The 24,003-nt window shown below is 51.5% G+C and carries 20 protein-coding genes; 17 read left to right on the forward strand and 3 right to left on the reverse strand.

The features are described 5' to 3' along the window. Window positions 1-137: 137 nt before the first annotated feature. Both MKZ24_RS10540 and MKZ24_RS10545 read left to right on the forward strand, forming a co-directional pair. On the forward strand, window positions 138-800 hold the full coding sequence (locus MKZ24_RS10540; protein ID WP_042239388.1) for a YheC/YheD family protein: 663 nt from the start codon (window positions 138-140) through the stop codon (window positions 798-800). A gap of 338 nt (window positions 801-1,138) precedes the next feature. Further along, window positions 1,139-1,282, forward strand: coding sequence for a sporulation histidine kinase inhibitor Sda (locus tag MKZ24_RS10545; protein ID WP_042217282.1), 144 nt, complete (start codon window positions 1,139-1,141; stop codon window positions 1,280-1,282). Between the two features lie 135 nt (window positions 1,283-1,417). On the opposite strand, the gene MKZ24_RS10550 is transcribed toward MKZ24_RS10545, so the two are convergent. Then, window positions 1,418-2,392, reverse strand: a complete 975-nt coding sequence (locus tag MKZ24_RS10550; RefSeq protein WP_340790124.1) for an NAD(P)/FAD-dependent oxidoreductase — start codon at window positions 2,390-2,392, stop codon at window positions 1,418-1,420. A gap of 324 nt (window positions 2,393-2,716) precedes the next feature. On the opposite strand from MKZ24_RS10550, the gene MKZ24_RS10555 reads away from it, so the two are divergent. After that, entirely contained in the window at window positions 2,717-3,910 is a 1,194-nt protein-coding gene (locus tag MKZ24_RS10555) for an NAD(P)/FAD-dependent oxidoreductase (RefSeq protein WP_042239383.1), read from the forward strand. Between the two features lies 1 nt (window position 3,911). Then, window positions 3,912-4,187 (forward strand): hypothetical protein, encoded by a 276-nt coding sequence (locus MKZ24_RS10560; protein WP_042239380.1) that lies wholly within the window; start codon window positions 3,912-3,914, stop codon window positions 4,185-4,187. Between the two features lie 197 nt (window positions 4,188-4,384). On the opposite strand, the gene hemQ is transcribed toward MKZ24_RS10560, so the two are convergent. Beyond that, a complete protein-coding gene (gene hemQ / locus MKZ24_RS10565) occupies window positions 4,385-5,143 on the reverse strand; it encodes a hydrogen peroxide-dependent heme synthase (protein ID WP_042239377.1) in 759 nt (252 codons plus the stop codon). A 279-nt stretch (window positions 5,144-5,422) separates the two neighbouring features. Here hemQ and MKZ24_RS10570 point away from each other — a divergent pair, with 279 nt between their 5' ends. The 4 genes from MKZ24_RS10570 to MKZ24_RS10585 all read left to right on the forward strand — a co-directional run bounded on the left by MKZ24_RS10570 (window position 5,423) and on the right by MKZ24_RS10585 (window position 9,816). Further along, complete coding sequence (locus MKZ24_RS10570) at window positions 5,423-5,719, forward strand: YuiB family protein (protein ID WP_042239374.1); 297 nt, start codon at window positions 5,423-5,425, stop codon at window positions 5,717-5,719. 226 nt (window positions 5,720-5,945) lie between these two features. Beyond that, window positions 5,946-7,496, forward strand: coding sequence for a helicase DnaB (locus MKZ24_RS10575; protein ID WP_042239373.1), 1,551 nt, complete (start codon window positions 5,946-5,948; stop codon window positions 7,494-7,496). 18 nt (window positions 7,497-7,514) lie between these two features. Beyond that, window positions 7,515-8,471: a primosomal protein DnaI gene (dnaI, locus tag MKZ24_RS10580; protein ID WP_340782747.1), complete on the forward strand. Its 957-nt coding sequence runs from the start codon at window positions 7,515-7,517 to the stop codon at window positions 8,469-8,471. 214 nt (window positions 8,472-8,685) lie between these two features. Continuing rightward, window positions 8,686-9,816: an IS4 family transposase gene (locus MKZ24_RS10585; protein WP_340782749.1), complete on the forward strand. Its 1,131-nt coding sequence runs from the start codon at window positions 8,686-8,688 to the stop codon at window positions 9,814-9,816. Window positions 9,817-10,166: 350 nt separating this feature from the next. Here the strand turns inward: MKZ24_RS10585 and MKZ24_RS10590 are convergent, their stop codons facing one another. Next, the gene (locus MKZ24_RS10590; RefSeq protein ID WP_144026185.1) at window positions 10,167-10,325 is read right to left on the reverse strand and encodes a YqzM family protein; all 159 of its coding nucleotides are present in this window, start codon (window positions 10,323-10,325) and stop codon (window positions 10,167-10,169) included. A 168-nt stretch (window positions 10,326-10,493) separates the two neighbouring features. Between MKZ24_RS10590 and MKZ24_RS10595 the strand changes: the two genes are divergently transcribed. The 9 genes from MKZ24_RS10595 (at window position 10,494) to MKZ24_RS10635 (ending at window position 23,997) form a co-directional block, all read left to right on the forward strand. Continuing rightward, window positions 10,494-10,982 carry a GNAT family N-acetyltransferase gene (locus MKZ24_RS10595; RefSeq protein WP_042239368.1) on the forward strand — a complete coding sequence of 163 codons (489 nt, stop codon included), beginning with the start codon at window positions 10,494-10,496 and terminating at the stop codon, window positions 10,980-10,982. A gap of 267 nt (window positions 10,983-11,249) precedes the next feature. Further along, window positions 11,250-11,567 carry a thioredoxin gene (trxA, locus tag MKZ24_RS10600; RefSeq protein WP_042239365.1) on the forward strand — a complete coding sequence of 106 codons (318 nt, stop codon included), beginning with the start codon at window positions 11,250-11,252 and terminating at the stop codon, window positions 11,565-11,567. Between the two features lie 180 nt (window positions 11,568-11,747). Further along, window positions 11,748-13,739 (forward strand): excinuclease ABC subunit UvrC, encoded by a 1,992-nt coding sequence (gene uvrC, locus MKZ24_RS10605; protein WP_042239361.1) that lies wholly within the window; start codon window positions 11,748-11,750, stop codon window positions 13,737-13,739. A gap of 490 nt (window positions 13,740-14,229) precedes the next feature. After that, window positions 14,230-14,544: a helix-turn-helix domain-containing protein gene (locus MKZ24_RS10610; RefSeq protein WP_052416721.1), complete on the forward strand. Its 315-nt coding sequence runs from the start codon at window positions 14,230-14,232 to the stop codon at window positions 14,542-14,544. A 5-nt stretch (window positions 14,545-14,549) separates the two neighbouring features. Beyond that, window positions 14,550-14,699, forward strand: coding sequence for a hypothetical protein (locus tag MKZ24_RS10615; RefSeq protein ID WP_340782756.1), 150 nt, complete (start codon window positions 14,550-14,552; stop codon window positions 14,697-14,699). Further along, window positions 14,696-15,481, forward strand: coding sequence for an IS3 family transposase (locus MKZ24_RS10620; RefSeq protein ID WP_339841004.1), 786 nt, complete (start codon window positions 14,696-14,698; stop codon window positions 15,479-15,481). The genes MKZ24_RS10615 and MKZ24_RS10620 overlap by 4 nt, the downstream gene beginning before the upstream one ends. 452 nt (window positions 15,482-15,933) lie before the next feature. Beyond that, entirely contained in the window at window positions 15,934-20,502 is a 4,569-nt protein-coding gene (locus MKZ24_RS10625; RefSeq protein WP_042239358.1) for a galactose-binding domain-containing protein, read from the forward strand. A gap of 143 nt (window positions 20,503-20,645) precedes the next feature. Then, window positions 20,646-22,376: an extracellular solute-binding protein gene (locus tag MKZ24_RS10630; RefSeq protein ID WP_340782759.1), complete on the forward strand. Its 1,731-nt coding sequence runs from the start codon at window positions 20,646-20,648 to the stop codon at window positions 22,374-22,376. A 64-nt stretch (window positions 22,377-22,440) separates the two neighbouring features. Further along, complete coding sequence (locus MKZ24_RS10635) at window positions 22,441-23,997, forward strand: response regulator (protein ID WP_042239356.1); 1,557 nt, start codon at window positions 22,441-22,443, stop codon at window positions 23,995-23,997. Window positions 23,998-24,003: the final 6 nt, after the last annotated feature.

Raw genomic sequence — 24,003 nt, forward strand, 5'->3', positions numbered from 1 at the left:
CGGGACATACGGCCCTTGGGGCTATATGCCCTTTTTTGCTGTGAACTCCATTACCACGGACAATCATACAGGAGGGTGCGGTCTTTTGTGAGTAATCTATAGGGTAGGCTGGGAATTCGAAAGGAGAGGGCGAAAAAATGGCGGGGAGAGAACTGGCAAGCAAGTTGCTGAAGACCGCGGCGTTGCTTAGCGATTCACGGGTTGCCGGTTACATTCCGAGAACCCGGGAATATAGTGCTGCCGGATTGTTGGCGATGCTGGGAAGATACGGGAATGTTGTAATTAAGCCGGTTGTCGGTGGCGGAGGCTACGGGGTGATCAAGGTGTTCCGGGATCACCGGGGTTATGGCTTCACTTATATGCATAATACACGTATATATCGTGATTTCGCTTCGATGAGGTACGCGCTGGACCGGTTCAAGGTAAAGCGGAGATATTTGATCCAGCAAGGCATTTCACTTGCCCGGATTTCGGGGCGTCCGATTGATTACCGGGTCAAAGTGGTGAAGAACGGCGATCATTGGGAATTCCGCTCCATGGTAGGCAGGGTAGCCCGGCCGGGATTGTTCGTAACTAACCTCTGTAAAGGGGGAACAATGCTCAGCTGCCGCCATGGACTGAGAAGGTCGCTCCCCGGAATCCGGACCTCTGCGAAGAAAGCGGAGATGCGCCGGCTGACTTTAGTCTGCATTGAACTGCTGGAACGGCATTTCCCTGGTATCGGCGAGCTTGGTTTCGATTATGCTGTAGATCATCGGGGAAAAATATGGATTCTGGAAGTAAATACAAGACCAAAATAACCAAAAATTAATTAAGGAAATTTTAATAATTGACGATAAATATAGTAATGAGATAATATTGCGTTTAGTCATGTCAAATCCGAGGTAATATGAACATAAAAATCCCAGCCAATTATGAACATTCTAAAAATTATTTTTAAGGATAAGCGGGAGCTCTTCCCCTGTGCATAACTATTATCCCCATAGTCCACCGTGCAGCACCTGACATTGCAACCCTTACTAACATATTATGCACAGGATCTCCACAGTAGCTTGTGGATAATGAGAACGCTTGTTCGAATAATGATAGTTTGCTATGATAGATTCAGATCCAAATAAAGGAAAGGTAGGTGAACGTTATGGTTGAATTGTCGGATGAGATGCTGCTGGACTCTTATCATAGAGCGATAGAGCTGCAATTGGAGCATGATTTCATCGCTCTGTTACTCGCTGAAATTCGCAAACGGAACTTACACTCTCCAGTTCATGCGGTTCTTCACTAAAGATCAGAGCAAACTTTTACAGCACCCAGAATTAATCAAACCGCAAGTAACACAGAATAGGGTATCTTTTCAAGTTGAGGTGGAATCAACCTGAAAGGATACCCTTTTATTGTAGGTTTTAGGTTATACGCAATTCTAGAGTTTGAGATTACTGCTGTGTCCCGGGGACAGCTTCGCTTCCGGATCAATATATACCTTGGCGTTATTCACAGCAGTCGGCGCTTCTCCGAATCCAACAGCAATCAGCTTCAGCTTGCCTGGATAGGTAGTGATATCGCCTGCGGCAAAGATACCCGGAATGCAGGTCTCCATGCGTGAGTCTACCACAATGGAGTTGCCGTCAATCTCAATTCCCCATTCCGCAATCGGTCCCAGTGAGGAGACAAAGCCGAAATTGACAATTACACTGTCTACTTCGATTTCCTGAGTTTCTTTGGTCTTAATATGGGACAAGGTTACCTTGGTTATAAACTCATCACCGTGCAGCTCAGTGATCTCAGATGGCGTAATTACATTAACCTTGGAGGCCATCAGATTCTCTACACTGTGTTCATGTGCGCGGAATTTATCCCGGCGGTGAATCAGGGTTACCTGCTCCGCGATAGGCTCAAGCATAAGCGCCCAGTCCACGGCAGAATCGCCGCCGCCGCTGATCAGCACCTTCTTGCCTTTATATGCATTCAGATCGCTTACAAAATAATTCAGGTTGGCTTTCTCGAAACGCTGCGCATCAGGCACTTCTAGGCGCCGCGGCTCGAATGCCCCTACACCTGCTGTGATAATAATAGCTTTGCTGTGATATTCAGCTTTATCGGTGGTGACGACGAAGTGGCGCTCGTCCTGCTTCACAACAGATACTACCTTCTCCTCCAGACGGATATCAGACTGGAAGAGCTCCATTTGCCGTGAAAGGTTATCCACCAGCTCCTGTCCGGTGATCTTAGGAAAACCGGCCACGTCGTAAATATATTTTTCGGGATAAAGAGCAGCAAGCTGCCCCCCCAATTGGGGCATACTTTCAATAAGTGTTACCGAAGCCTGGCGCATACCGCCGTAAAAAGCGGCAAACATACCGGCTGGTCCCCCGCCTATGATGATCAGATCGCTCATAGGAACGGATTGCTCTAGTGTCACGTAATATTACACCTCCGAGTTGATAGTTTCAAATTGCCATACTAGCGTACCTACTCATTATAAACATTGTAGGACCCTGCTGCAAAGGCTTTGATTTCGCTGAAAAATGTGACATTTTGTTGTATGATTGTATTTGATTAAAACGATACTAAGGTTTACAATGGATATGGTTATTTTAGAAATCCTTTAAGTTTTATTGGAAATTCTTCTGAATTTAAGTGTATAAATTCACAAAAGAAACCTGATTTTTTTACAAAAAATAACACATAGACAGATTCACCTGTTGGAAGGAGCCGGAACATGAGCAGTATTCCCAAAATCGTTATCCTAGGCGCGGGATATGGAGGTATTTTGACCGCCCAGCGGCTGCAGAAAGCTTTGAACTATAATGAAGCGGATGTAACTCTGGTCAACCGCCATGAATATCATTATTTCACGACCCATCTGCATATGCCAGCAGCAGGAACGGACAGCGTCGAGCATACACGCGTATCCATCTCCAAGCTTATCGATGAATTCAAAATCGATCTTGTTAAATCTTCCGTACAGGAGATCCGCACCCAGCAGAAGAAGGTTATTCTGGAAGATGGAACCCTCTCGTATGATTATCTCGTAATCGCACTTGGCGGCGAGCCTGAAACCTTCGGAATTCCGGGACTCGACAAATATGCGCTGACTATCCGCAGCATTAACTCCGTGCGGCTGATCCGTGAACATACCCAGTATCAATTTGCCAAATACAAGAATGAGAATAATGCACAGGAGCATATTAACTTTGTTGTGGGCGGCGCGGGCTTCAGCGGCATTGAGTTTGTGGCCGAACTGGCAGACCGGATTCCGGCGCTGTGCAAAGAATATGATGTCGATCCAAGCATGGTTAACATCTACAATATTGAGGCTGCCCCTACTGCGCTGCCGGGGTTCGCTCCGGAGCTTGTCGAGCATGCGATGACAGTGCTTACGAAGAAGGGGGTAACCTTCAAGTTCGGCGTGGCGATCAAGGAATGCCTGCCTGGCGGTGTTATTCTTGCAACCGGTGAAGAAATCAAGGCTTCCACTATCGTGTGGACCGGTGGTATCCGCGGCAACCGTCTGATTGAAGCTGCCGGCTTCGAAGCCATGCGCGGGCGTGTGAAGGTAGACGAATACCTGCGTGCTCCAGGACATGAGAATATCTTCATCATTGGTGACGGTTCCCTCATGATTAATCCGGAAGGACGTCCTTACCCTCCAACGGCACAGATTGCTATGCAGCAGGGAGAATGCTGTGCGCATAATCTTGTAGCGGCCATCCGCAGCCAGCAGCCGAAGAAGTTTACATTCAGCAACAAAGGCACCGTAGCCTCGCTGGGCAAAGGTCAGGGGATTGCAGTAGTGGGCGACAAGACCTATAAGGGCTGGACAGCGGCGCAGCTGAAGAAGGTTGTAGACATGCGCTACCTGCTCATTATCGGCGGCATTCCGCTGGTACTCAAAAAAGGAAGATTCCTCTAAGATGCGCCATTGCAGCGTACAAGTTCGCGGACTGCTCACGCGTGAGGAGCTGGACCGGTATAATGCTCTGATTGAGGTGGGTTCCTATCTTGAGGATCAGACACGGTATGATCTGGCTTACAACATCCAGAAGGAAATCGACATTCTCATTCTCCCGGCGATAGAGCGTCTGAAGGATAAAGGCCGCGCACGTGACCGGGCGACGGCTGAATATCTGGAGAGTCTGCGGGATGATGACGATGAGGACGATGAGGACGGTAAAGAACCTTCGGCATAAGTGATTTTAATAATTTGTAAACACGACAAACAGACCGCATACCTCTGCGAAGGGGCGGTCTATTTGCGTTTATTGGACAGCAGCGCTGCCATAAGCGAACCAAAAGTTAATAGGGCGGCCACTTGGAAAGACCAAATAAAAATAAGGCTTCCATCGAGGAAACCTTACCTTTACATAATTGTGGCTATTTCCCGCTTTTAGAGCTTCAGCATCTCTTCGAATGATTCCTCAGTCAGCAGATTGCCGACATAGAAGGGACCGAACTCGCCGTAGCGGGCACTCACTTCATCAAAGCGCATCTCATAGACCAGCTTCTTGAACTGCAGGGCATCTTCAGCGAACAGGGTCACGCCCCACTCCCAGTCATCGAATCCGACGGAGCCGGAGATGATCTGCTTCACCTTGCCGGCATATCCGCGGCCGATCAGGCCATGCGAATGCATCAGCTCACGGCGTTTGTCCATGTCGAGCATGTACCAGTTGTCCGCAAGCTCGCGTTTCTTATTCATCGGATAGAAGCAGATATGCTTCGCTTGCGGCAGAATAGGCTTCAGCCGGGCGGCAACATGCGGATTCAGCATCGGATCGCTGCCGTCTCCCGCAGTTCCTCCTGCGGCGTAGTTGCTGAGTTCAACAATACTTACATATGAATAGGCTTTGGTAGTATATTGGGCAAAGGCGATTTTGTTATAAGCAGTCTCAAGTGCATTCAATGCTTCCAGGCTTTCCCGCAGAAACATCATCACGAAATCAGCTTTCTGGCCAACGATGGAATACACGGTGGAGCTGCCTTCCTTGGCTTCTTCCACGGCCCCCCACTCCTGCATGAAAGCATGCAGCTCCTCCAGGGCCACAGCGCGTTCTTCATCATCGGCTGCCGTCCAGGCAGTCCAATTGAGAGAGCGGAAGTCATGCAGGGCATACCAGCCTTCCAGTGTCAAAGCGGCTTCGTTCATGTTCTCACTCCTTTAAAGTTTGCATACGTTTAATATGTATAAACATATTTTCGAAAAGAAACGTGCACCGTTCTTATGAAGACGCTGCAGCCGTTTCCATTTGCTATTTGCATTGTATCGCATGCGAACGGCCAAGAGCAAACTCTGCAGCCGCCGTTTGCGCTGATCACAAACCACTGGACGATAATGTTCATTGCTTCGCTACATTTTTTCTAGTAAACTTACTATTATATAAGGTTTGGTGTGCGGTTCTTTATAGAGAGAGGGGATGGCGGTACGATGGGATTTATTCCAGTGTTTGTTCTGGCCGTTTTGTTCTTTGTCATGATGTTTGGCATTGGCTTTATCCTTAACATGTTAATGAAGACTACGTGGTTTCCCGCATACCTGTTCATAATCGTTATTCTTCCCGTAGTGGTCTACTCCATCTGGGACCGGAGCTCCATGTCGTTATGGGAGCATCTCTCAACCTTTCATGTAGTCGACTATCTGACCGGTATAGCCGGCCTTGCCGGTGCTGTGCTGAGCGGCTGGACCATTCAGAAGCTGCGGCTGGGCGGATACAAAATGTTCTGAGGAAAGTGCAGAGCAGGCAAGACAACAAACGGCTGATCTCCTTCAAAACTAAGGGGAAGCCGTTTTTTTCTTATCTTTTCCGCTAGAATCAGCAACTGTTACCAAGCTGTCGATAATAGGGGGAAAAGCAGCTTTTTTGGGCCTTTTTTTACATTTCCGGCCGGGTGTTTTGTGATAGAATAGAAATCTATATGATTTCGTATAGAAGAGGGGGAGGTTTCCGCAGATGCGTATGAGCAACCTGCATCATTTCACCGAACATCATCGGTACTGCGTTTCCCGCGAATTCGGTCTAAGCCATGTGGATGGACGAATGCTCGGTTCGGTCTATCAGCCGATGGTCGGCGCTTTTGCCATCAGCCTGTACAGACTGCTGTTCGAGCATATACCGGCTGAATCCATCGGCTACTCCGGTGTGGAGCAGCAGCGCAGGCTCTTTATGACTCTGGGCGTAGAGCCTAATGAGAAGGGCCGCAAATATTTAGTTGACCAGGCTTCACGGCTGGAAGCGGTGGGGCTGCTGCAGACCTGCCGGATTTATGCCGCGGAGAACGATGACTATATGTATGAGTACGAATTAATGCCGCCGTTGTCGCCGTCGGAATTTTTTGCGACCCAGCATTTAACGCTGCTGCTAAGGGATAAAATCGGCAAATTTGCTGTATTGTCGCTGCGCGAGCAGTTCTGGAACCGGGAACCGGAAGAATGGAGCCGGCGGTCGATCGGTAAAGAGAATATTTCGCTGCCCTTTTATGATATTTTCGAGCTGAATACCCACGTAATTGATTACGAACTGGAGCAGGCGCTGGCCGAGGTAGCTACCGTGCGTCAGCCGGGAACAGTTGACGGCGGCGAGCCGAGTATCGGCTACAGCGACATCATTCTGCGGTTCCCGCGTGAGTCGCTCAACCGTGCGCATGTGGAGAAGCTGCGTTTCGATCATAACCAGATGGGTGTTATTAATTATGTGGCCCGCAAGTACGAGCTTGGCCCGCAGGATCTATGCCGCCTGCTGGACGAGGATGATGTCTTCACGCCGGATGGCGAGGTGATTCTGGATACACTGCAGTACAAGGCCAGCCAGCATTTCCGTCAGGATATGAAGCGCCAGGAGAAACGTGAGATCGCCGCTGCCAAGGTGGTATCGCTGCGCTCTGCTGCCGCTGATGAGAGTGATCCTTCCGGTGCGCCGGTGGAGCAGTCTGTCGAAATGGAGTTCTATGTAGAAGTGCCTCCGCAATTTATGTCCAAATGCGACATTCACCAATATAATATGATGCTGCGTAACGAACCTTATACACGTCTGCTGCAGACGTTTTTCCCCGGGGCTGTTCCTGGCCAGCTGATGGATATCTTCGAGAAGATCGATTTGAACTACAAGCTCAATGGTGAAGTTATCAATGTACTGATTCATTATTTGATGACAATGGTGGCCTCCGGCGGCGACCAGCGGATGAACCGCAATTTCGTGGAGGCCATTGCCTCCAACATGCTGGTTAAGCAGGTGAATACTTATGAGAAGGCTGTGCATTATATCCGCGACCAGTCCAAGGTGAAGGGCAAGGGGGCGGCTTCCGGCTCTGCCGGCACGGCTGCGGCGGGGACACGCCAGCGTTCATATACGAAGAACACCGGACGTTCCGGCAAGCCGGAGATCCCGATTGTGCTGGATGACGGCAGTGCCGGGACCGTATCGGATGAGGAATTCGCGGCGATGATGAAGAAAGCGGCCGAGATTAAGGCAAGTAAGAAAAAGGGCGTCCTGAGAACGCCCTAAAGAAAGAGAGGTGCGGCGATGGAGTCTATGGGCGAAGTGCTGCGTTCGATGAACAATTCCGCTCTGCGCCAGCGCTCCCGTGATCTGGAGCAGGGACTGTTTAATAATCCCCTGGTCAAGCAGCTTCAGGCTGATCATCCCGAGCTGGATGAGTCACGGCTGCGGCTGCACTTAAGCCGGCTCTACCAGTATGTCGAGGAGGACCGCCACTGCAAGAACTGTCCGGGCCTTGAGAACTGTCCGAATGATTTCCAGGGACATTACAGCAAGCTCACGGTGGAGACTGTTAACGGAATACCGGATTTGTATGAGCGCAAGACACCCTGCAAGCTGAAGATCGCGCAGGATAATCAGGATAACATCCGCAAGCGGATCCGCAGCTTCTATGTGGATGAGCGGGTGCTGAACGGCGGATATGACGAGATGGACATTATGGGCAAGGACCCCCGGCGGGCCAGTGCCGTGAATAAAATATTTGATTATATTGCGACTGTGCGGGCAGAGGGCCTGACTTCCCGGGGAATCTACCTGCAGGGGAGCTTCGGGACAGGCAAGACCTTCCTGATGTGCTATCTGCTCCATGAGCTAGCGATTGCCGGCCACAGCGGCGTGATTGTGTACATGCCGGACTTTATTGAAGAATTGAAGCTAATCATGATGGATAACCAGAAGCTTAAGGAAATGGTAGATACGATGAAAAACTGCGATCTGCTCATTTTTGACGATATTGGTGCCGAGAACCTGAATCCCTGGGCCCGTGATCATGTGCTGGGAGCGATTCTTAACTACCGGATGAACCGCAAGCCAACCTTCTATACCTCGAATTATCCGCTCGACGGTCTGGAGAAGCATCTCAGCATCACCAGCAAGGACGGCGAAGAGGTCTACAAGGGCCAGCGGCTGATGGACCGGATCGCCCCGTTTGTGGATGTCATTCCACTCCATGGGGACAATCAGCGGGGTACGGTAAGATAAATTCCGCTGCTTGATATATATTACTGGACGGATCATTTATAATCCCGCCGCTTACGGGCTGCGGAGGTTATGAGTGGTCTGTCTTTTGTTGCTTAAGAGGCCTAAATGTTGTAAGGAATGTAGGCGTGTTGATTTCCCAAAAAAAGGGACGAAAAAGGCCGCCATTTCGGGTAATGGTAAGTACGACCAAACCAAACCGAAATGAGGCGACCTCATGAATAAATATACCCCATTTTTAGCCGTTTTCAAACAAGTGTTAACACCGGAAGAAGTCCAAATGGTGACCGGACAAACCGAGGACTACGTGGATAGAGGAACCAAAATGACCGTCGGGTTGCTGCTCGATTACTTTGTCCAAGCCTGCTACCACAAATGGGACGGATTCCGGCAGAGTGCCCGCTTAGGCCCAAGCTTTGACTTGCCAGAAATTCATTACTCCACCCTTTCCGGCAAGGCCGGTGAAGTCCCTTACGAAATCTTCAAACGTATCTTTCAACTGCTCGTCACGAAATGTAACCGCCAAACCCGGCGGCATTTGAACCTTCCTAAAGATCTTTTGCTGATTGACTCGACTACGGTCACGGCAGCGAACTCTCGAATGCCTTGGGCCTCGTACAAAAAATTCAGAGGGGGTATTAAGCTGCATGTTGCTCTTTCGCATGGCCAGCGTTCACCCCTGAACGTGAAGGAATCGATCGCGAAGCGCAATGACGCTCCGTTTGGAGAAGTCTTGGCCGATACGGACTACATTTTGGTACAGGATCGGGCGTATGGAAAAATCAGCAGATTGGATCAATATGTGCTCCAGGGCCAGTCGTTTGTGATTCGGCTCAAAGACAATCTCCATTTGGTGAAGCCAAGAGAACTCCAGCGACCCGCAGAGGGAGAAACGAAAATTGTTCGTGATATTACTTGTTATATCGGTCAAGGGAAGTGCCAATCTGCTCAGCGCCACCGGGTCGTAGAATTTGAAAATGACCGGGGTGAAGTCGTACGGGTCGTGACCGATTTGAGAAAAGAGTCCGCTCATGTGATCGCTGAAATCTACAAGGCACGCTGGGAAATTGAAGTCTTTTTCCGCTGGATTAAACAGCATCTGAACGTGCCATGTCTATTTGGAACCACCGAAAATGCGGTATACAGCCAATTGTTTGTGGCCCTTGCTGTCTATGTGCTTCTGAAACGCGTTTATGATGAAATCCACCCCAACGTGCCTGCCTTTGCTCAACTGACCCTTTGGGAATTTATGCAGCATTGGCGTATATTTAGTCTTCCGCTGGAGTGGCAGGTTCAACTTAGTCTGCTCAGGAACAAAGGGGTTTTGGGGATTATATCCATCCCATAATATGGGGAATCAACAGGCCTGTAAGGAATGCAACTTGGAAGCATAAGAAACGGGGTGTTTGTGGGGAATGTTGTACAAAATACAGCAATTGTCGTGCTTAACTGCTCGGTGGGGGGAAATGCTGCTTTTCATACAACAATTCCCGATTTGGACCGCTTTAGCGAAGGAAATGTTGTATTTGGTGCAGGATTTTGCGTTACTCAACGATTCAAATCCGTGCCGCTCGCCGGCACACAAACAGCGGGAACCCCGGACATTGAAGTCCCTGGCCCCGCCGCTGTTTGGTATGAGTTCTCTGTATGCATCTAGCTTTTTGCGTAAACTTCGGTGTTGCTCTGCTGCCTGCAGCTTTATTCGGACATAATAAACTTGATGATAACCATCCCGAAGAAAACTACGGTCATAAATCCTGTCATTCCAAAAAAACCGGCCATTAGGTCGCCAAGGTCGTTACGGGGCTCTTCGTTGACATGCTCCCGCGGGTCACGGACTTGCGCGTTGACATCCATCGCTTCTTCCTCCTTGCTGTTGCATGACTGTGTGAGTTGAGTTACAGTTATACATGTGAGAGAAGTCATTGACAATTAATGCGCTTTCTTCAAGTATACGAAGTTGCCGGGAAGATGTAAAGATAAGATCGGCGCCTAGCCTTGTATGAGATGCAAAGAGGTGATTCGATGATAAGTATTAGACCTATGGAACCGCAGGAATACGATTTTCTAATGGATATGCATTATGAGTCAATCAATATAGTCCAAGGAAAGCCCTCCAGGAGTGAGCTGCTGAGTTCACCGGATATCGTGAAGTACAACGAGAATTGGGGAAAAGAAGGTGATAGGGCACTAATCGCTCTGATTGACAATCAGCCCGCAGGTGCAGCCTGGTACAGACTGTTTGAAGAGACGAACCAAGGCTATGGATTCGTGGATGCTGAAACCCCGGAATTAGGTGTCGCTATACGGCCCGGCTATAGAAAGCGGGGCTTGGGAATCAGACTTATGGAGGCCATCATCCAGCAAGCCGTATCCGATGGATACCCATCGGTTTCTCTTAGTGTAGATCCGGAGAATCAGGCGGCCGTCCGCTTATATGACAAGCTTGGATTCGAATATTTCGGGATATCCGGAACCTCCCGGACAATGAAGTTAAACCTTAGGCTAAATTGATTTTATACAATATAATTTTATAAAATATATAACAAATGCATTGCAATTATGTTATACTGTTAATGTGTCGGTAATAGGTAATCTGGTTATCATATTACATGCAGCATTTTATTTCGCTATATTCTCGGAGTAATTTTCGCGGACTTGGCTCAGGCTATAGAAGCGGATCTTATTTCGTACAACTTAAGCGCATGCTTCCGAAGTAGCTTTGCACGATCCTGTTTCAGGAAGCGGATGCTCACAAAACTTTTGAGGAGGAACAATATCATGGCTATCGTGAACGTGTCTGACCAATCCTTCGGTAATGAAGTAGAAGGTCAAGGTACTGTAGTAGTTGACTTCTGGGCACCTTGGTGCGGCCCTTGCAAAATGCTTGCCCCTATTCTGGAGGAATTGTCCACCGAGCTGGGAGACAGCGTAAAAATCGCCAAATTGAATGTGGATGAGAATCCGGAAACGGCTTCCCGCTTTGGAGTAATGAGTATTCCTACTCTGATCTTCTTCAAAGACGGTCAACCCGTGGACAAAGTCGTAGGACTGAACTCCAAGGATTCCCTTAAGAATATTGTAGCTAAGCATCAATAATTGATTATAATCTGCGGTATCCGGAGCCTCGCGGCTCCTTCAGACAAAGCGCCTTCGGTTTCTCCGAAGGCGCTTTGTCTGTCAAATAGAAACGGGTGTTCTATAGTAAGGCTTGAATCTGTAGTACATTCTATTCTAAACTTACCTTATAACAGTGTAGTAACAGGTGGGGGAGAACTCATGGATTATATGGATAATATCCGCAACAAACTGGCGCTGCTGCCTGATCTGCCCGGCTGCTATCTGATGAAGAATGATGAGGGTACGATTATTTATGTGGGCAAGGCCAAGGTGCTGAAGAACCGCGTGCGCTCTTATTTCACCGGCAGCCACAACGGCAAGACGCAGCGGCTTGTCGCCAATATTGTTGATTTCGAATATATCGTCACATCGAGCAATATGGAAGCACTCATTCTGGAGTGCAATCTGATCAAGAAGCATATGCCGCGTTACAACGTGCTGCTGAAGGATGATAAGACTTTTCCGTATTTGAAAATAACGAATGAAGCGCATCCGCGCCTTGAGGTCACGCGGCGGGTGCTGAAGGATAAAGCTAAATATTTCGGCCCGTATCCGAATAGCTATGCGGCCCAGCAGACCAAGAAGCTGCTGGACCGGATGTATCCGCTGCGCAAGTGCGGGGTGATGCCGAAGGAAGTCTGCCTGTATTATCACATGGGCCAGTGTCTGGCTCCCTGCGAGAAGGAAGTGCCGAAGTCGGCTTACGAGGAGATTACGCAGAGTATCTCGTCCTTCCTGAACGGGGGGCATGATGCGGTGAAGAAGGATCTGCAGAAGAAGATGCAGGAGGCCGCAGAAGAGCTGTATTTCGAGCGGGCCAAGGAGCTGCGGGACCAGATTATTCACATCGATGCCCTGATGGAGAAGCAGAAGATCAACACGGTTGATACCAAGGACCGGGACGTCTTCGGCTATGCAGTCGATAAGGGCTGGATGTGTGTGCAAATCCTGTATATGCGGCAGGGTAAAATGATTCAGCGCCACTCGTCGGCTTTTCCGTTCTACGGGGAAGCGTACAGTGATTTCATGTCCTATGTGACGCAGTATTACAGCGATAATCCAGCATTGCCGCAGGAGATCCTGCTGCCGGATATGCTGAGTGACGGAGCTGTCAAAGCGCTCACGCCAGAGACCGGTACAGGTGCTGCGGTAACGGGCTTGCAGACTGCTGCAGGCATGCTGGGCAGTAAGGAGATGCAGGCAGCGCTGGAAGCGGAGGATAGGGCGGAGGTTGCAGCGGAGCCGCAGTATCCGGCGGAACAGGAGACGGCTGCTGAAGGAACTGTGGATGCGGCCGGAGGGGCGGCAGCCCTGCAGGAATGGCTGGGCATCAAGGTACTTGTGCCGCAGCGCGGGCTCAAGAAGCAGATGGTCGGCATGGCCTGCCAGAATAGCCGGGTGGCGCTGGATGAGAAGTTCCGCCTGATTGAGCGGGATGAGGAGCGCACCTCCGGTGCGGCGAGCAGTCTGGGGCAGAGTCTGGGACTTGCTTCGCTGAACCGGATTGAAGCTTTCGATAACTCGAATATCCAAGGAACGAATCCGGTCTCGGCGATGGTTGTGTTCATTGACGGCAAGCCGGCCCGCAAAGAGTACCGTAAATATAAGGTCCGCACTGTGCAGGGGCCGGATGATTATGAGACGATGCGTGAGGTCATCCGCCGCCGGTATGAACGGGTGCTTAAGGAGAATCTGCCGCAGCCTGACCTGATCGTGGTCGATGGAGGCAAAGGCCAGATCTCCTCGGCCATCGATATTCTGCAGAATGAGCTGGGTCTGTTCATTCCGGTCTGCGGTATCGTCAAGGATGATAAGCACAGAACGGCGCAGCTGCTGGTCGGGGATTCCGCCGAACCGGTGTCGCTGGCCCGGGACAGCCAGGAGTTCTATCTCCTGCAGCGGATTCAGGATGAGGTTCACCGGTTCGCAATTACGTTCCACCGCGAACAGCGCGGCAAATCGATGGTCACCTCGAAGCTGGATTCGGTTCCGGGAATCGGGGAGAAGCGCCGGAAGTCGCTGCTGAAGCATTTCGGCTCGCTGAAGAAGATCAAGGAAGCTTCCGTGGAAGATTTCCGTGTTCTGTCTATTGGCGAGAAGCTGGCCCGGCAGATTCTGGATGCGCTCAAGGATGAGGAACCGTCATTATAAATAAGCTCAAACGGTAACGAAACATAGGCCGGCCCCATGGGGGCCGGTTTTTTGGTTGGTTGGGGACTGATAGTATCATCGGAAATTCCACTGATTCCCCCTGAAGACGGGCCAAAGGAGGGGGAGTGTAGGCGAAAAACCGAATACAATGAGCTACTGTGAGGGTCATCAGGCCAAATGTAGGCGAAAAACCGAATACAATAAGCTAGTGTGAGGGTCATCAGGCCAAATGTAGGCGAAAAACCGAATACAATGCAATACTGTGAGGGTCATCAGGCCAAATGTAGGCGAAAAACCGAATACAATAAGCTTCCATGAGGGTCATCAGGCCAAATGTAGGCGAAAAACCGAATACAATAAGCTAGTGTGAGGGTCATCAGGCCAAATGTAGGCGAAAAACCGAATACAATGCAATCTCCACAGCCCCCTAAAGAAGTTGGAGTCCTCCCCCACAAAAATGTAGACTAGATACAGGAGGAGGATGAACGGAATGGGACACTTAACAGGAACAAGAGAGAAGGCAGCGCAAGAGGTGTTGTCTGGCATTAAGGCGGAGGTGGTTGCTCGAAAGTATGGGGTGACTCCATCAACGGTGAATCAGTGGGTGAGGGATTACCGGGAAGCCCATGGGGAGCAAGATCATCCGTATCCCCAGGACCAGGTGGAGGAACGGAAGCGCCTGCTGGACGTCGAGCAGAAATATGAGAAGGCCGTCAAGATGCTCGGTGAAAAGGAGTTAGAGATTGAGATTCTGCGTGAACTGCTAAAAAAGCCAACCCCTGCTTATCCGAAAAAATCGAGGTAGCCGATATGTTCATTAAGCAGGGGAATACCGCAGCCTTGGTGCTCCGTCTCGTGGGGCTAGCAGAGTCTACGTACTACGACCGTAAGAAACGCAGGTCACTGTCCCCAACAGCCGTTCAAGGGGGCGTGGAAGGCCCCAGCCAGGCTACTCCTTGAACGAGTCTGGCGAGAAGATTAGCGACGAGGAAATCCAGGAATGGCTGCTGGAATTAATCGCTGGAGAAGAGCACGTGTACGGGTACAAACTGCTGGCCAAGTGCTTGTGGAACCAGCACCGGTTGAAGCTCAATCACAAGAAAAGCTACCGGCTGTGTCAGGCGCTGGATATCCTGCAGCCCCAGCGTCAGAAGCGCTTTAAGCATCCCCGGAAGCTGCCGGAGAACCGGTTCATTACCGGAGCGGGCCAACTCTGGCAGATGGACATTAAGTACGGTTACGTGGTGGGCCGTGACAGGCACTTCTTTGTCCTGAGCATTATCGATGTGTTTACCCGTGTCATCGTCGGCTACCACCGGGGATCGTCGTGTGAGGCGAAGCATGCCTGCCAGACGCTGGGACGCGCCATGGAGCAACACTGCGCCCCTGACAGCGCACGTCCGGTGATTCGCACCGACAACGGACCACAGTTCGTCAGCCACCTGTTTGGCGACATGTGTGAAAGCTGGGAAATGACCCATGAACGCATTCCGCCTCGAACGCCGGATTTAAATGCTTTTATTGAATCGTTCCACAGTAATATCGATCGGGATTTGTTCCGCAAAGAGGCATTCGACACGTTCGAAGAGGCCTATGAAGCGGTGGACCGGTACATGGACTTTTACAACAATCGCAGAATGCATACGAGCCTTCGTAACATGCCGCCAGCTACCTTTGCGGAGTGGGTCCTGACTCTAGAAGACCGCTCCAGCTTCTTCTGGCCGAGAGAAAAAGCGAAATAAAGAGCATGTCTACGACAAGTACTGATTTTATACGGAGGACTCCGGGATAAGGGGGTCGCACCGCAATGAGCTACTGTGAGGGTCATCAGGCCAAATGTAGGCGAAAAACCGAATACAATGAGCTACTGTGAGGGGTATCAGGCCAGATGTATGTGGAGAATCGAACACAATGAGTAACTGTGGGTGATTTTGTACATAGATGATGAAGGTTCCGGGATATCTTTGCTGCGAAAATAAGTTAATCCTTACTTTCTGCATAAAATCGTTGATTTGTATAATTGCAACCGGTTTCGGTAAAAGGTACGCTTATCTTGAATCTATGAAAGCGCTTATATATGTAGTGATGTAGACTGCTTAAACCCAGGTAAAGGAGGCTGATGATCACACCGGGAAAGATTTTGTTTATGGGCTGGATGGCTGTATACCAATAGACATGAGGAGGATTAAGGGTAATGACATATTCCAAAAGGTTAAAACGCAAGAAAGGCATAAACGGCACCGCTTTGTTTCTGAGCATACTCATGCTGCTAAGTGTCGTAATGGTCATTCCGCCCGGCCGTGCGCATGCCGCTGGCTCTTATCTGCTCTCCCAGGACCGGCCTGCTTATGCGTCGGGCACAGAGGGCAACAATACCCCGGATCTGGCGGTGGACGGCAATACGGGTTCCCGCTGGAGCAGTGCATGGGGGGCAGATCCGAACTGGATTTATGTTGATCTCGGGGCATCTGCCGCAGTAGACCGCGTTGTCCTGCGCTGGGAAGGGGCATATGCCAAGTCCTACAAAATTCAGGTATCTCCGGATGAATTGAACTGGAGTGATGTCTATTCCACAACTACGGGAGATGGCAGTGTGGATGATCTCACACTCAGCGGCACCGGCCGTTATGTGCGGGTATTGGCAACCGCGCGCAGCCTGACGCAATACGGCATCTCCCTCTTCGAGTTCGAGGTTTACGGCACGGGCGGCGTTAATCCTCCTCCGGTAGTGCTGGGGCCGAATATGGCCTTGAACAAGCCGGCGACGGCGTCGTCTTATCAGGTGGCTGACTATCTCCCTGCTGGCTCCACATTGCCGGCACTGGCAGTGGACGGAAACTTGGCTACACGCTGGTCCTCTAACGCCACCGATAATGAATGGCTTAGCGTAGACCTTGGCAGCGTACGGACACTTGGCCGGGTCATCATCAATTGGGAGGCTGCCGCCGGACGGACCTATGATATCCAGGTTTCAAATAACGGCAGTTCATGGACTACAATCTACCGGGAGCTTCACGGCGACGGAGGCACGCTTAACCTTCCGGTCTATGCCAGCGGCCGCTATCTGCGGATGAACGGCATCAGCAGAGCGACCTCCTTCGGTTACTCGATCTTTGAATTCCAGGCGTATGATTATGTGACAGGCGACCCCAAGCCGGTCTATAACATTCCGGCACTGCCGGCGCTGACAACAGTGGCCGTAGGTCAAGGCAGCTATGCCGCGAATGACCTCTCGGTTCCCCAGCCCAAATATCCGCTGTATAAATCGGATGCACTGACTGCGCCGCTGCCTTCCAACGACTGGTGGCAGTCGATCATGATCAATCAGCTCGGCAACGGCATTATTACCCTTCCGCTCAAATCGAAATATACCAAGCAGGGACTAAGCGTTCTGAACCCGGGCGCAGGCTACTTAAGCGCCGATGGCAAGGCGCAGGAAGCCGCAGGCAGCCCGGATCTGTTCCTGATGGCCAGTAATATTAATACTTCAGGGATGTCGAACCGGATAACCGCTTACGGTGATTGGTCCGCAACTGCCGTATTAAGCGATGGTACTGCTGAGAAGATGAAGACGACCTTCGTCAAAGGCTCGCCTTATCTCTATTCACAATTCAGCGATCCGGCCAGTCCTGAACTGTACCTGCCGGCAACGGCCCGCTTCTTCGATGACAGCAATAATGCGATTCTGGCGGCTGACGGTGCCACGGTTACTGCAGACCATATCGGCATTGCGGTCACGAATTCCAATGGCGCCCCAACGCCCGTAATGGTTACCAGAAACTATGGGCTGTATGCACCGGCCGGTACAACCTTCAAGAAAGTCGGCGCCAAGCTCAAAATCCAGCTGGGCGGAGGCCAGAACTACCTGAGCTTATCGGCTCTTCCGGCACCCGCAAATCTGAATTACTTCTACCAGCACGGATATGCATTCGTGACGGATACGAAGGTGGCTTATACCTTCAATGAGACCACTTCGGATGTCACTACCACCTTCAATGCGACTACAGAACTCAAGCGTTCAGGCTTTCCGAATGTGGCGCTGATGGCGCAGCTTCCCCACCAGTGGAAGGTTACTACTACGCCGCTGACTGCTGTCTCCTTCCCGTCCATACGCGGAACGATGAAGGTTACGGAGGGTAATTCCTTTGCCACTGCCGATAAATTCTACGGCATTGTACCGCAGTTCACCGAGCCGGGTGATTCCGGCTACTCCCGTCAGGATCTGCTTAATTATCTGGCGCTGCTGGATACGGACACCGCCACCAATCTGATGCAAGCCGATGCTTACTGGCAGGGCAAGAAGCTGCATCCGCTGGCAATGGGTGTGCTGATCGCCGATCAAATCGGCAGCGAGAGCTATAAGAATCTGTTCCTCTCCCGGATGAAGACGGTACTTACAGACTGGTACACGTACACTTCAGGAGAAGCTAACTACTATTTCGATTACAACTCCGACTGGGGAACCCTGATCTATAAGAACAGCGAGTTCGGCGCGAACTCCGGTATAACGGACCATCATTTCACGTATGGCTATTATGTCTTTGCTTCCGCTGTACTGGCCACCTACGATACTGACTTCAGAAACAAATTCAGCGGGATGGTTGATGAGCTGATCCGTGACTATGCCAATCCCTCGAAGACCGATCCGAAATATCCGTACTTCCGCAACTTCGACCCGTATGAAGGACATTCATGGGCTGGCGGTTATGCCGACAATGACAGCGGCAATAACCAGGAAGCTGCAGGGGAATCCCTGTTCGGCTGGGTAGGCCAGTATATGTGGAGCACACTGACCGGCAACACAGCGTTCCGGGATGCGTCCATTATGGGCTTCACGACGGAGCTTAGAGCAGTGCAGCAGTACTGGTTCAACTACGACCAGGATAACTGGCTGCCGGGCTATACGCATAAATCTGTCGGGCAGATTTACGGAAGCTCGAACTTCTTCGGAACCTTTTTCAACGGCAATCCGGTGTATGTCTATGGTATTCACTGGCTGCCAACGGCTGAATATTTAACCAGCTACGGGTTCGACACAGCTAAGGCTGCCGGATTATACAGCGGCTTCGTAGCCGATAACAGCGGTCCGGAAACGGACTGGTACCATATCGTCTGGCCGATTCAAGCGCTGAGCGATCCGCAAGCTGTTCTGAATAAATGGAATCCGGCACTTCCGCAGCAGAATGAATTGTTCAATACGTACTGGTTCGTGCATAACATGGCAACTCTTGGATCACGCACCAAAGACATTTGGGCAGCGAACGGGTATAGTGCAACTGTGTATAAGAAAGGATCGGCATATAGTGCACTGGTCTGGAATCCGACGAATGCGGCAATTACCGTTACATTCCGCAATGCAGGAGGAATTACGGGCTCAGCTGTAGTTGAAGCCAAGAAGCTGGTGAAGGTTGACCCGACGAAGGTGAATTCGGGGACGCTGCTTACTCCGCCTGCCCTGATAGCGGATACAACGCAGAATGCAGCTGGCCAGCCGATTGAGCTGACATTCACGGATAATGCGGCCTGGAGAAGCGCGGCCAGTGCGGTGAAGGTGGATGGAACCTCAGCGGCGGCAGCGAATTATACCGTGGCAGCCGGTACAATCATGCTGAATACCGCGCTGTTCCCTGCGGCGAAGACCTACACGATTACAGTTTCGGCAACGGGCTATAACGATGCTTCAGTGCAGCAAGTGGTCACTGGCGGAGCAACCTCCGCGAACCTGGCCCTGAACAAGGCGGTTACCGCCTCGGAGAATCCGAAACAGCCTGCTGCGGGTGCAGTGGACGGAGATCCGGGTACCCGCTGGGAATCGGCCTTCAGCGATCCGCAGTGGATTCAGGTCGACCTCGGTTCTAATCAGACGGTCAGTCGTATCCTGCTGAACTGGGAGGGAGCGTATGCCAAGTCGTATACGATCGAGACTTCAGCAGATGGTGCGAACTGGGCACCAGCCTACTCTACGACAACCGGAGATGGGGCCATCGATGATGTCAGCTTCGCGCCGGTCAGCGCGCGTTATGTAAAGGTGAACGGCACGGAACGCGGCACACAGTACGGGTACTCCTTGTGGGAACTGGAGGTGTACGGCAGCGGCGGCACCGTGACGCCGCTTGCTCCTCCTGCCCTTGCAGCGGATACAACGCAGAATGCAGCCGGCCAGCCGGTTGAGCTGACATTCACGGATAATGCAGCCTGGAGGGGCGCAATCAGCGCGGTGAAGGTGGATGGAACTACAGCGGCGGCAGCGGATTATACTGTGACAGCCGGTAAAATTACGCTGAACACCGCACTGTTCCCTGCTGCGAAGACTTACACAATTATTGTAACGGCAGCAGGCTATGCGGATGCTTCCGTGCAGCAGGTAATTACCGGTGGAACACCATCCGTGAATCTCGCCTTGAATAAGGCAGTTACCGCTTCGGAGAATCCGAAACAGCCGGCAGCAGGTGCAGTGGACGGGGACCTTGGCACCCGCTGGGAATCGGCCTTCAGTGATCCGCAGTGGATTCAGGTCGACCTCGGCTCTGCTCAGACGGTCAGCCGCGTCCTGCTGAACTGGGAGGGAGCGTATGCCAAATCCTATACCATTGAGACTTCGGCAGATGGCACGGACTGGACAACGGCCTATTCGGCGACAACCGGGGACGGGGAACTGGACGATATCAGCTTCACCCCGGTCAGCGCGCGGTATGTGAAGGTGAACGGTACGGAGCGGGGCACACAGTACGGCTATTCTTTATGGGAAATGTCGGTCTATTAATCAGGGCGGCATTGGCGATAGAATAGAGGCATCAACGTAAAGAAATGGTGAGGATTATGCATAGGTCAATGTTATTGCGGTTCTTGCAGGAGGGGCAGAACCGGCCTGCCTGCAATGGGGTGAAAGGAGGCAAATTGCTGCAATTGCTGTTAGTCATGCTGGTTCTGGGTGGTCTTGCTGCCTGCTCAAACGGTAGCACTGGTAACGCCAATTCTATTGACAGGACTGGTAATGCTGATAACGCTAATCGCAGCAATTCCGGCAGTTCCGGTGATCCCGGCAATACGCTGCTTGCACTTCATCCGGCTACCGCCCTTTCAGCATTGGCTGCCAAGGTGAAGCCGGTCCAGTTCACCGTATTTGTGAACTATGACTGGTATACGGCGCCGACCTGGGAGGGCAGGCCGCATAGCCGGTGGATCACCGATAATCTGAAGGTTACGCTCACTCCGGTACAATCCAGCGGGGCTGCCGCCCAGAAGCTGAACGCGATGATTGTCTCGGATCAGCTTCCCGATGTGCTGGTCATGGACCGGGGCAAGGAAGTGGAGCGGCTGCAAAAAGCAGGCAAGCTGGTGGCACTCGACCCTTATCTGACGGAATATCCTGAATTTGTCCAGACCATAGGCGAGGATACATTGAACATGCTGCGCAGTGAAGACGGCAAGCTGTACCAGATTCCGAACTGGTATATTAACGGCAGCAACGGCAGCGGTAACGCCGGTTTCCTGGTTGAGAAGAAGATCTACCGGGCGCTTGGCTCTCCTAAGCTGGAGACATGGGATGATCTGGAGGCTTATCTGAAGCGGGTGCAGCAAAAGTATCCTGAACTCGTCCCGATTGACTTCGGGGAGACCCGGGACGGAGCGGATATACAGATGATCGGCATGCTGTACAGCGGTGCGGGGGATAACCGGACACCAAGCTTCATCTCTCCAGGTTCAGGACAAATCTTCGGCGTGCCCACCGGGTTCCGATTGACTTCTGTGTACCGGGATCCGGCATTCCTGGAGACGCTGCTGCTGGCTAACCGGCTCGTCCGTCAAGGGCTGACGTCTCCGGATCTATTAACCGAAACCCGGGATCAGGTACTGGAGAAGCTCAAAACCGGCCGGATCGCTGTATTCGGCGCGTATGACGCCATCGTGGAAGGGATCGGCCGTGAGGCGGATAATCAGCTCTCGGCCAAAGATCCGCAAGACGGATACGATATCATCTGGCCGGTGCACCGGACAGGCGTTGATCCAGATAAGGTGTACCCTTCCGGATACAATACACTGGGCTGGAATGTCAATGTGATTACAACCGGTGCCAGAGATCCGGAAGCCATTTTCTCCTATATGAACTGGGCGACGAGCCCGGAGGGACAGCGCATTATTTTCTTCGGGCCGCAGGGTATGTTTTATGATAAAGTGGAGGATGGAGTTCCTGTTCCAAATAATTCCTATATTGGCCGTGATTTGAAGCAGTACGATGATCTGAAGATTGGAGAATTCAACTGGTACGGTAATACCTCATATATTGATTCAGCCAAAGCCAGACGCGAGAAGCTGCTGCCTGCGGAGGCCCGGGACTGGACAACACTCGGGCAAGCGAATGTAACGTTCAGGACGGCGATGAACATCACCGAATTCTCCAATCTCGATCCGGCGCCTGCCTCCGAAGAGGGGATTATTCTGCAAAGACTGAAAGATCAGTATGCGCAGGTAATCCCCCGGATGATTTTTGCGGCAAGCGGGGAAGAGGTCAGGCAGCTGATGGAGGAAGCAGACAGGGAAGCAGCGGGTTTGGGGTATGACAGGCTGCTCGCCTGGAAAACCGGTGTATGGCGGAACAATCTTAAGAAGATCAAGGCCTATTCCCCGGAATACTAAACGTTTGGAAAGAAGAGGGATACGATACGTACCCTCTTTTCCGCATGAAGGAGTGCTGATTGCGATGTACAGAGCCGTCTTGGTGGACGATGAAAATTATGACTTGGAGGGTCTGCGCTGCCTGATTCCCTGGAGTGAGCTTGGCATTGAAGTGGTCTGCAGCGAGAGCAATCCGCTTGCCGCTCTTCAATATATCGAGAATCATGAGATTGACCTGCTGATTACGGACATCAGGATGCCCGTGGTTTCCGGCATGGAGCTGTCCCGCCTGGCGCTGGAGCTGAATCCGGTGCTGAAGATCGTGTTCATCAGCGGATACCAGGAATTTCACTATGCGAAGCAGGCGCTTGATTTAAAGGCGCATGCCTATATTCTGAAACCGGTTGATGATGAGGAGCTCATCGGCGTGCTGCGCACTGCGACGGCTGAACTGAATCTTGAGCGGAGCAAAGGTCCGGAAGACGGCGGCGTGATGGCGTCCTTTGATTTCATCAAAAATGATGTGCTGCAGCACTTGCTGGAGGGCAGTATTGACGGTGCGACACTGGGGGCCTTTCTGGCCCGGTATCCGCTGGATCTGGCCTTCTCCAGCGCCTCCGCGGTGCTGATTGAGGCAGATGATGTCCTCCGGCGGGTGCAGGAGCATCCGGAGGAGGTCTATGCCGGTCTGGACAGGCTGTTCCAATATATTGGGACAGAGATCGAATCCGCCGGTGCCGGGAAATGGTGCCGGCTGAACCGTTCGCAGCTTGGTTTCGTGTATACCGGGCAGCGTCTGGAGCTGGAGGAGTGGCTTCAGCAGCTGGTGCTGAAGGTTCGCGGGCACACTGCTTACACTATTACTGTGAGTTATGGAGCTGAGGTGTGTGCTCTGGAGGCGCTGACCTCATCTTTTTCCCAGGCCAAGGCATATATGAACGGCAAAATGTTCCTCGGCAAGAACAGAGTGATTCCCCCCGTAATGAACAAGCCGGGAATGACCCAGGATATTAAAGAGCTGAGCGTTGTGCTGGAGGGAATGTTCGGGGCTATGGCAGGCTACAGGCTGGCTGATATTTGCGACTGCATCGATGAGCTGTTCGCGATGGCGGCCCTGTTTGAGCATCCGGTGAAGGTCTATCATTTCTCCATTCATATTGTCACCCGGCTTGAAGCCTATCTGGGGACGCTGAACGAAACCTATGAGAGTCTGGAGCAAATGGACGCCATTCATCATCTGGAGACGGTGGATGATATTAAGCGCTGGCTGCGGTATACGCTGTTCCAGATTTCCGAGATCCTGTTCATGAAGAAGCAGCATAAGAACCGCCGGCTGATGGAGCAAATTGAGGTCTATATTCAGGAGCGGCTGACGGAGAATCTTACCTTACGGCTGGTGGCCAGCCATTTCGCCTATTCACCGAACCATCTCGGGGTCCTGTTCAAGGAGCACACCGGCGAGAGCTTCAATGAGTACCTTGTGCGGATTCGGATGGAGAAAGCGATTCTCCTGCTTGATCAGCATCAATACAAAATCTACGAAGTGGCTGATAAGGTGGGCTACAAGAATATTGCTTATTTCAGCAGGCAATTTCGTGAATATTTCAATATTACCGCAGCCGATTACAGAAAGCAGAGCTGATCCGGC

Source organism: Paenibacillus sp. FSL R7-0297, assembly GCF_038009025.1.
In the GTDB taxonomy this organism is placed as follows: Bacteria; Bacillota; Bacilli; order Paenibacillales; family Paenibacillaceae; genus Paenibacillus_AQ.

Bases quoted from the DNA above. Each gene is read 5' to 3' on its own strand.
- MKZ24_RS10540 (WP_042239388.1), top strand. From the start codon at position 138: ATGGCGGGGAGAGAACTGGCAAGCAAGTTGCTGAAGACCGCGGCGTTG.
- MKZ24_RS10545 (WP_042217282.1), top strand. From the start codon at position 1,139: ATGGTTGAATTGTCGGATGAGATGCTGCTGGACTCTTATCATAGAGCG.
- MKZ24_RS10550 (WP_340790124.1), bottom strand. From the start codon at position 2,392: ATGAGCGATCTGATCATCATAGGCGGGGGACCAGCCGGTATGTTTGCC.
- MKZ24_RS10555 (WP_042239383.1), top strand. From the start codon at position 2,717: ATGAGCAGTATTCCCAAAATCGTTATCCTAGGCGCGGGATATGGAGGT.
- MKZ24_RS10560 (WP_042239380.1), top strand. From the start codon at position 3,912: ATGCGCCATTGCAGCGTACAAGTTCGCGGACTGCTCACGCGTGAGGAG.
- hemQ (WP_042239377.1), bottom strand. From the start codon at position 5,143: ATGAACGAAGCCGCTTTGACACTGGAAGGCTGGTATGCCCTGCATGAC.
- MKZ24_RS10570 (WP_042239374.1), top strand. From the start codon at position 5,423: ATGGGATTTATTCCAGTGTTTGTTCTGGCCGTTTTGTTCTTTGTCATG.
- MKZ24_RS10575 (WP_042239373.1), top strand. From the start codon at position 5,946: ATGCGTATGAGCAACCTGCATCATTTCACCGAACATCATCGGTACTGC.
- dnaI (WP_340782747.1), top strand. From the start codon at position 7,515: ATGGAGTCTATGGGCGAAGTGCTGCGTTCGATGAACAATTCCGCTCTG.
- MKZ24_RS10585 (WP_340782749.1), top strand. From the start codon at position 8,686: ATGAATAAATATACCCCATTTTTAGCCGTTTTCAAACAAGTGTTAACA.
- MKZ24_RS10590 (WP_144026185.1), bottom strand. From the start codon at position 10,325: ATGGATGTCAACGCGCAAGTCCGTGACCCGCGGGAGCATGTCAACGAA.
- MKZ24_RS10595 (WP_042239368.1), top strand. From the start codon at position 10,494: ATGATAAGTATTAGACCTATGGAACCGCAGGAATACGATTTTCTAATG.
- trxA (WP_042239365.1), top strand. From the start codon at position 11,250: ATGGCTATCGTGAACGTGTCTGACCAATCCTTCGGTAATGAAGTAGAA.
- uvrC (WP_042239361.1), top strand. From the start codon at position 11,748: ATGGATTATATGGATAATATCCGCAACAAACTGGCGCTGCTGCCTGAT.
- MKZ24_RS10610 (WP_052416721.1), top strand. From the start codon at position 14,230: ATGGGACACTTAACAGGAACAAGAGAGAAGGCAGCGCAAGAGGTGTTG.
- MKZ24_RS10615 (WP_340782756.1), top strand. From the start codon at position 14,550: ATGTTCATTAAGCAGGGGAATACCGCAGCCTTGGTGCTCCGTCTCGTG.
- MKZ24_RS10625 (WP_042239358.1), top strand. From the start codon at position 15,934: ATGACATATTCCAAAAGGTTAAAACGCAAGAAAGGCATAAACGGCACC.
- MKZ24_RS10635 (WP_042239356.1), top strand. From the start codon at position 22,441: ATGTACAGAGCCGTCTTGGTGGACGATGAAAATTATGACTTGGAGGGT.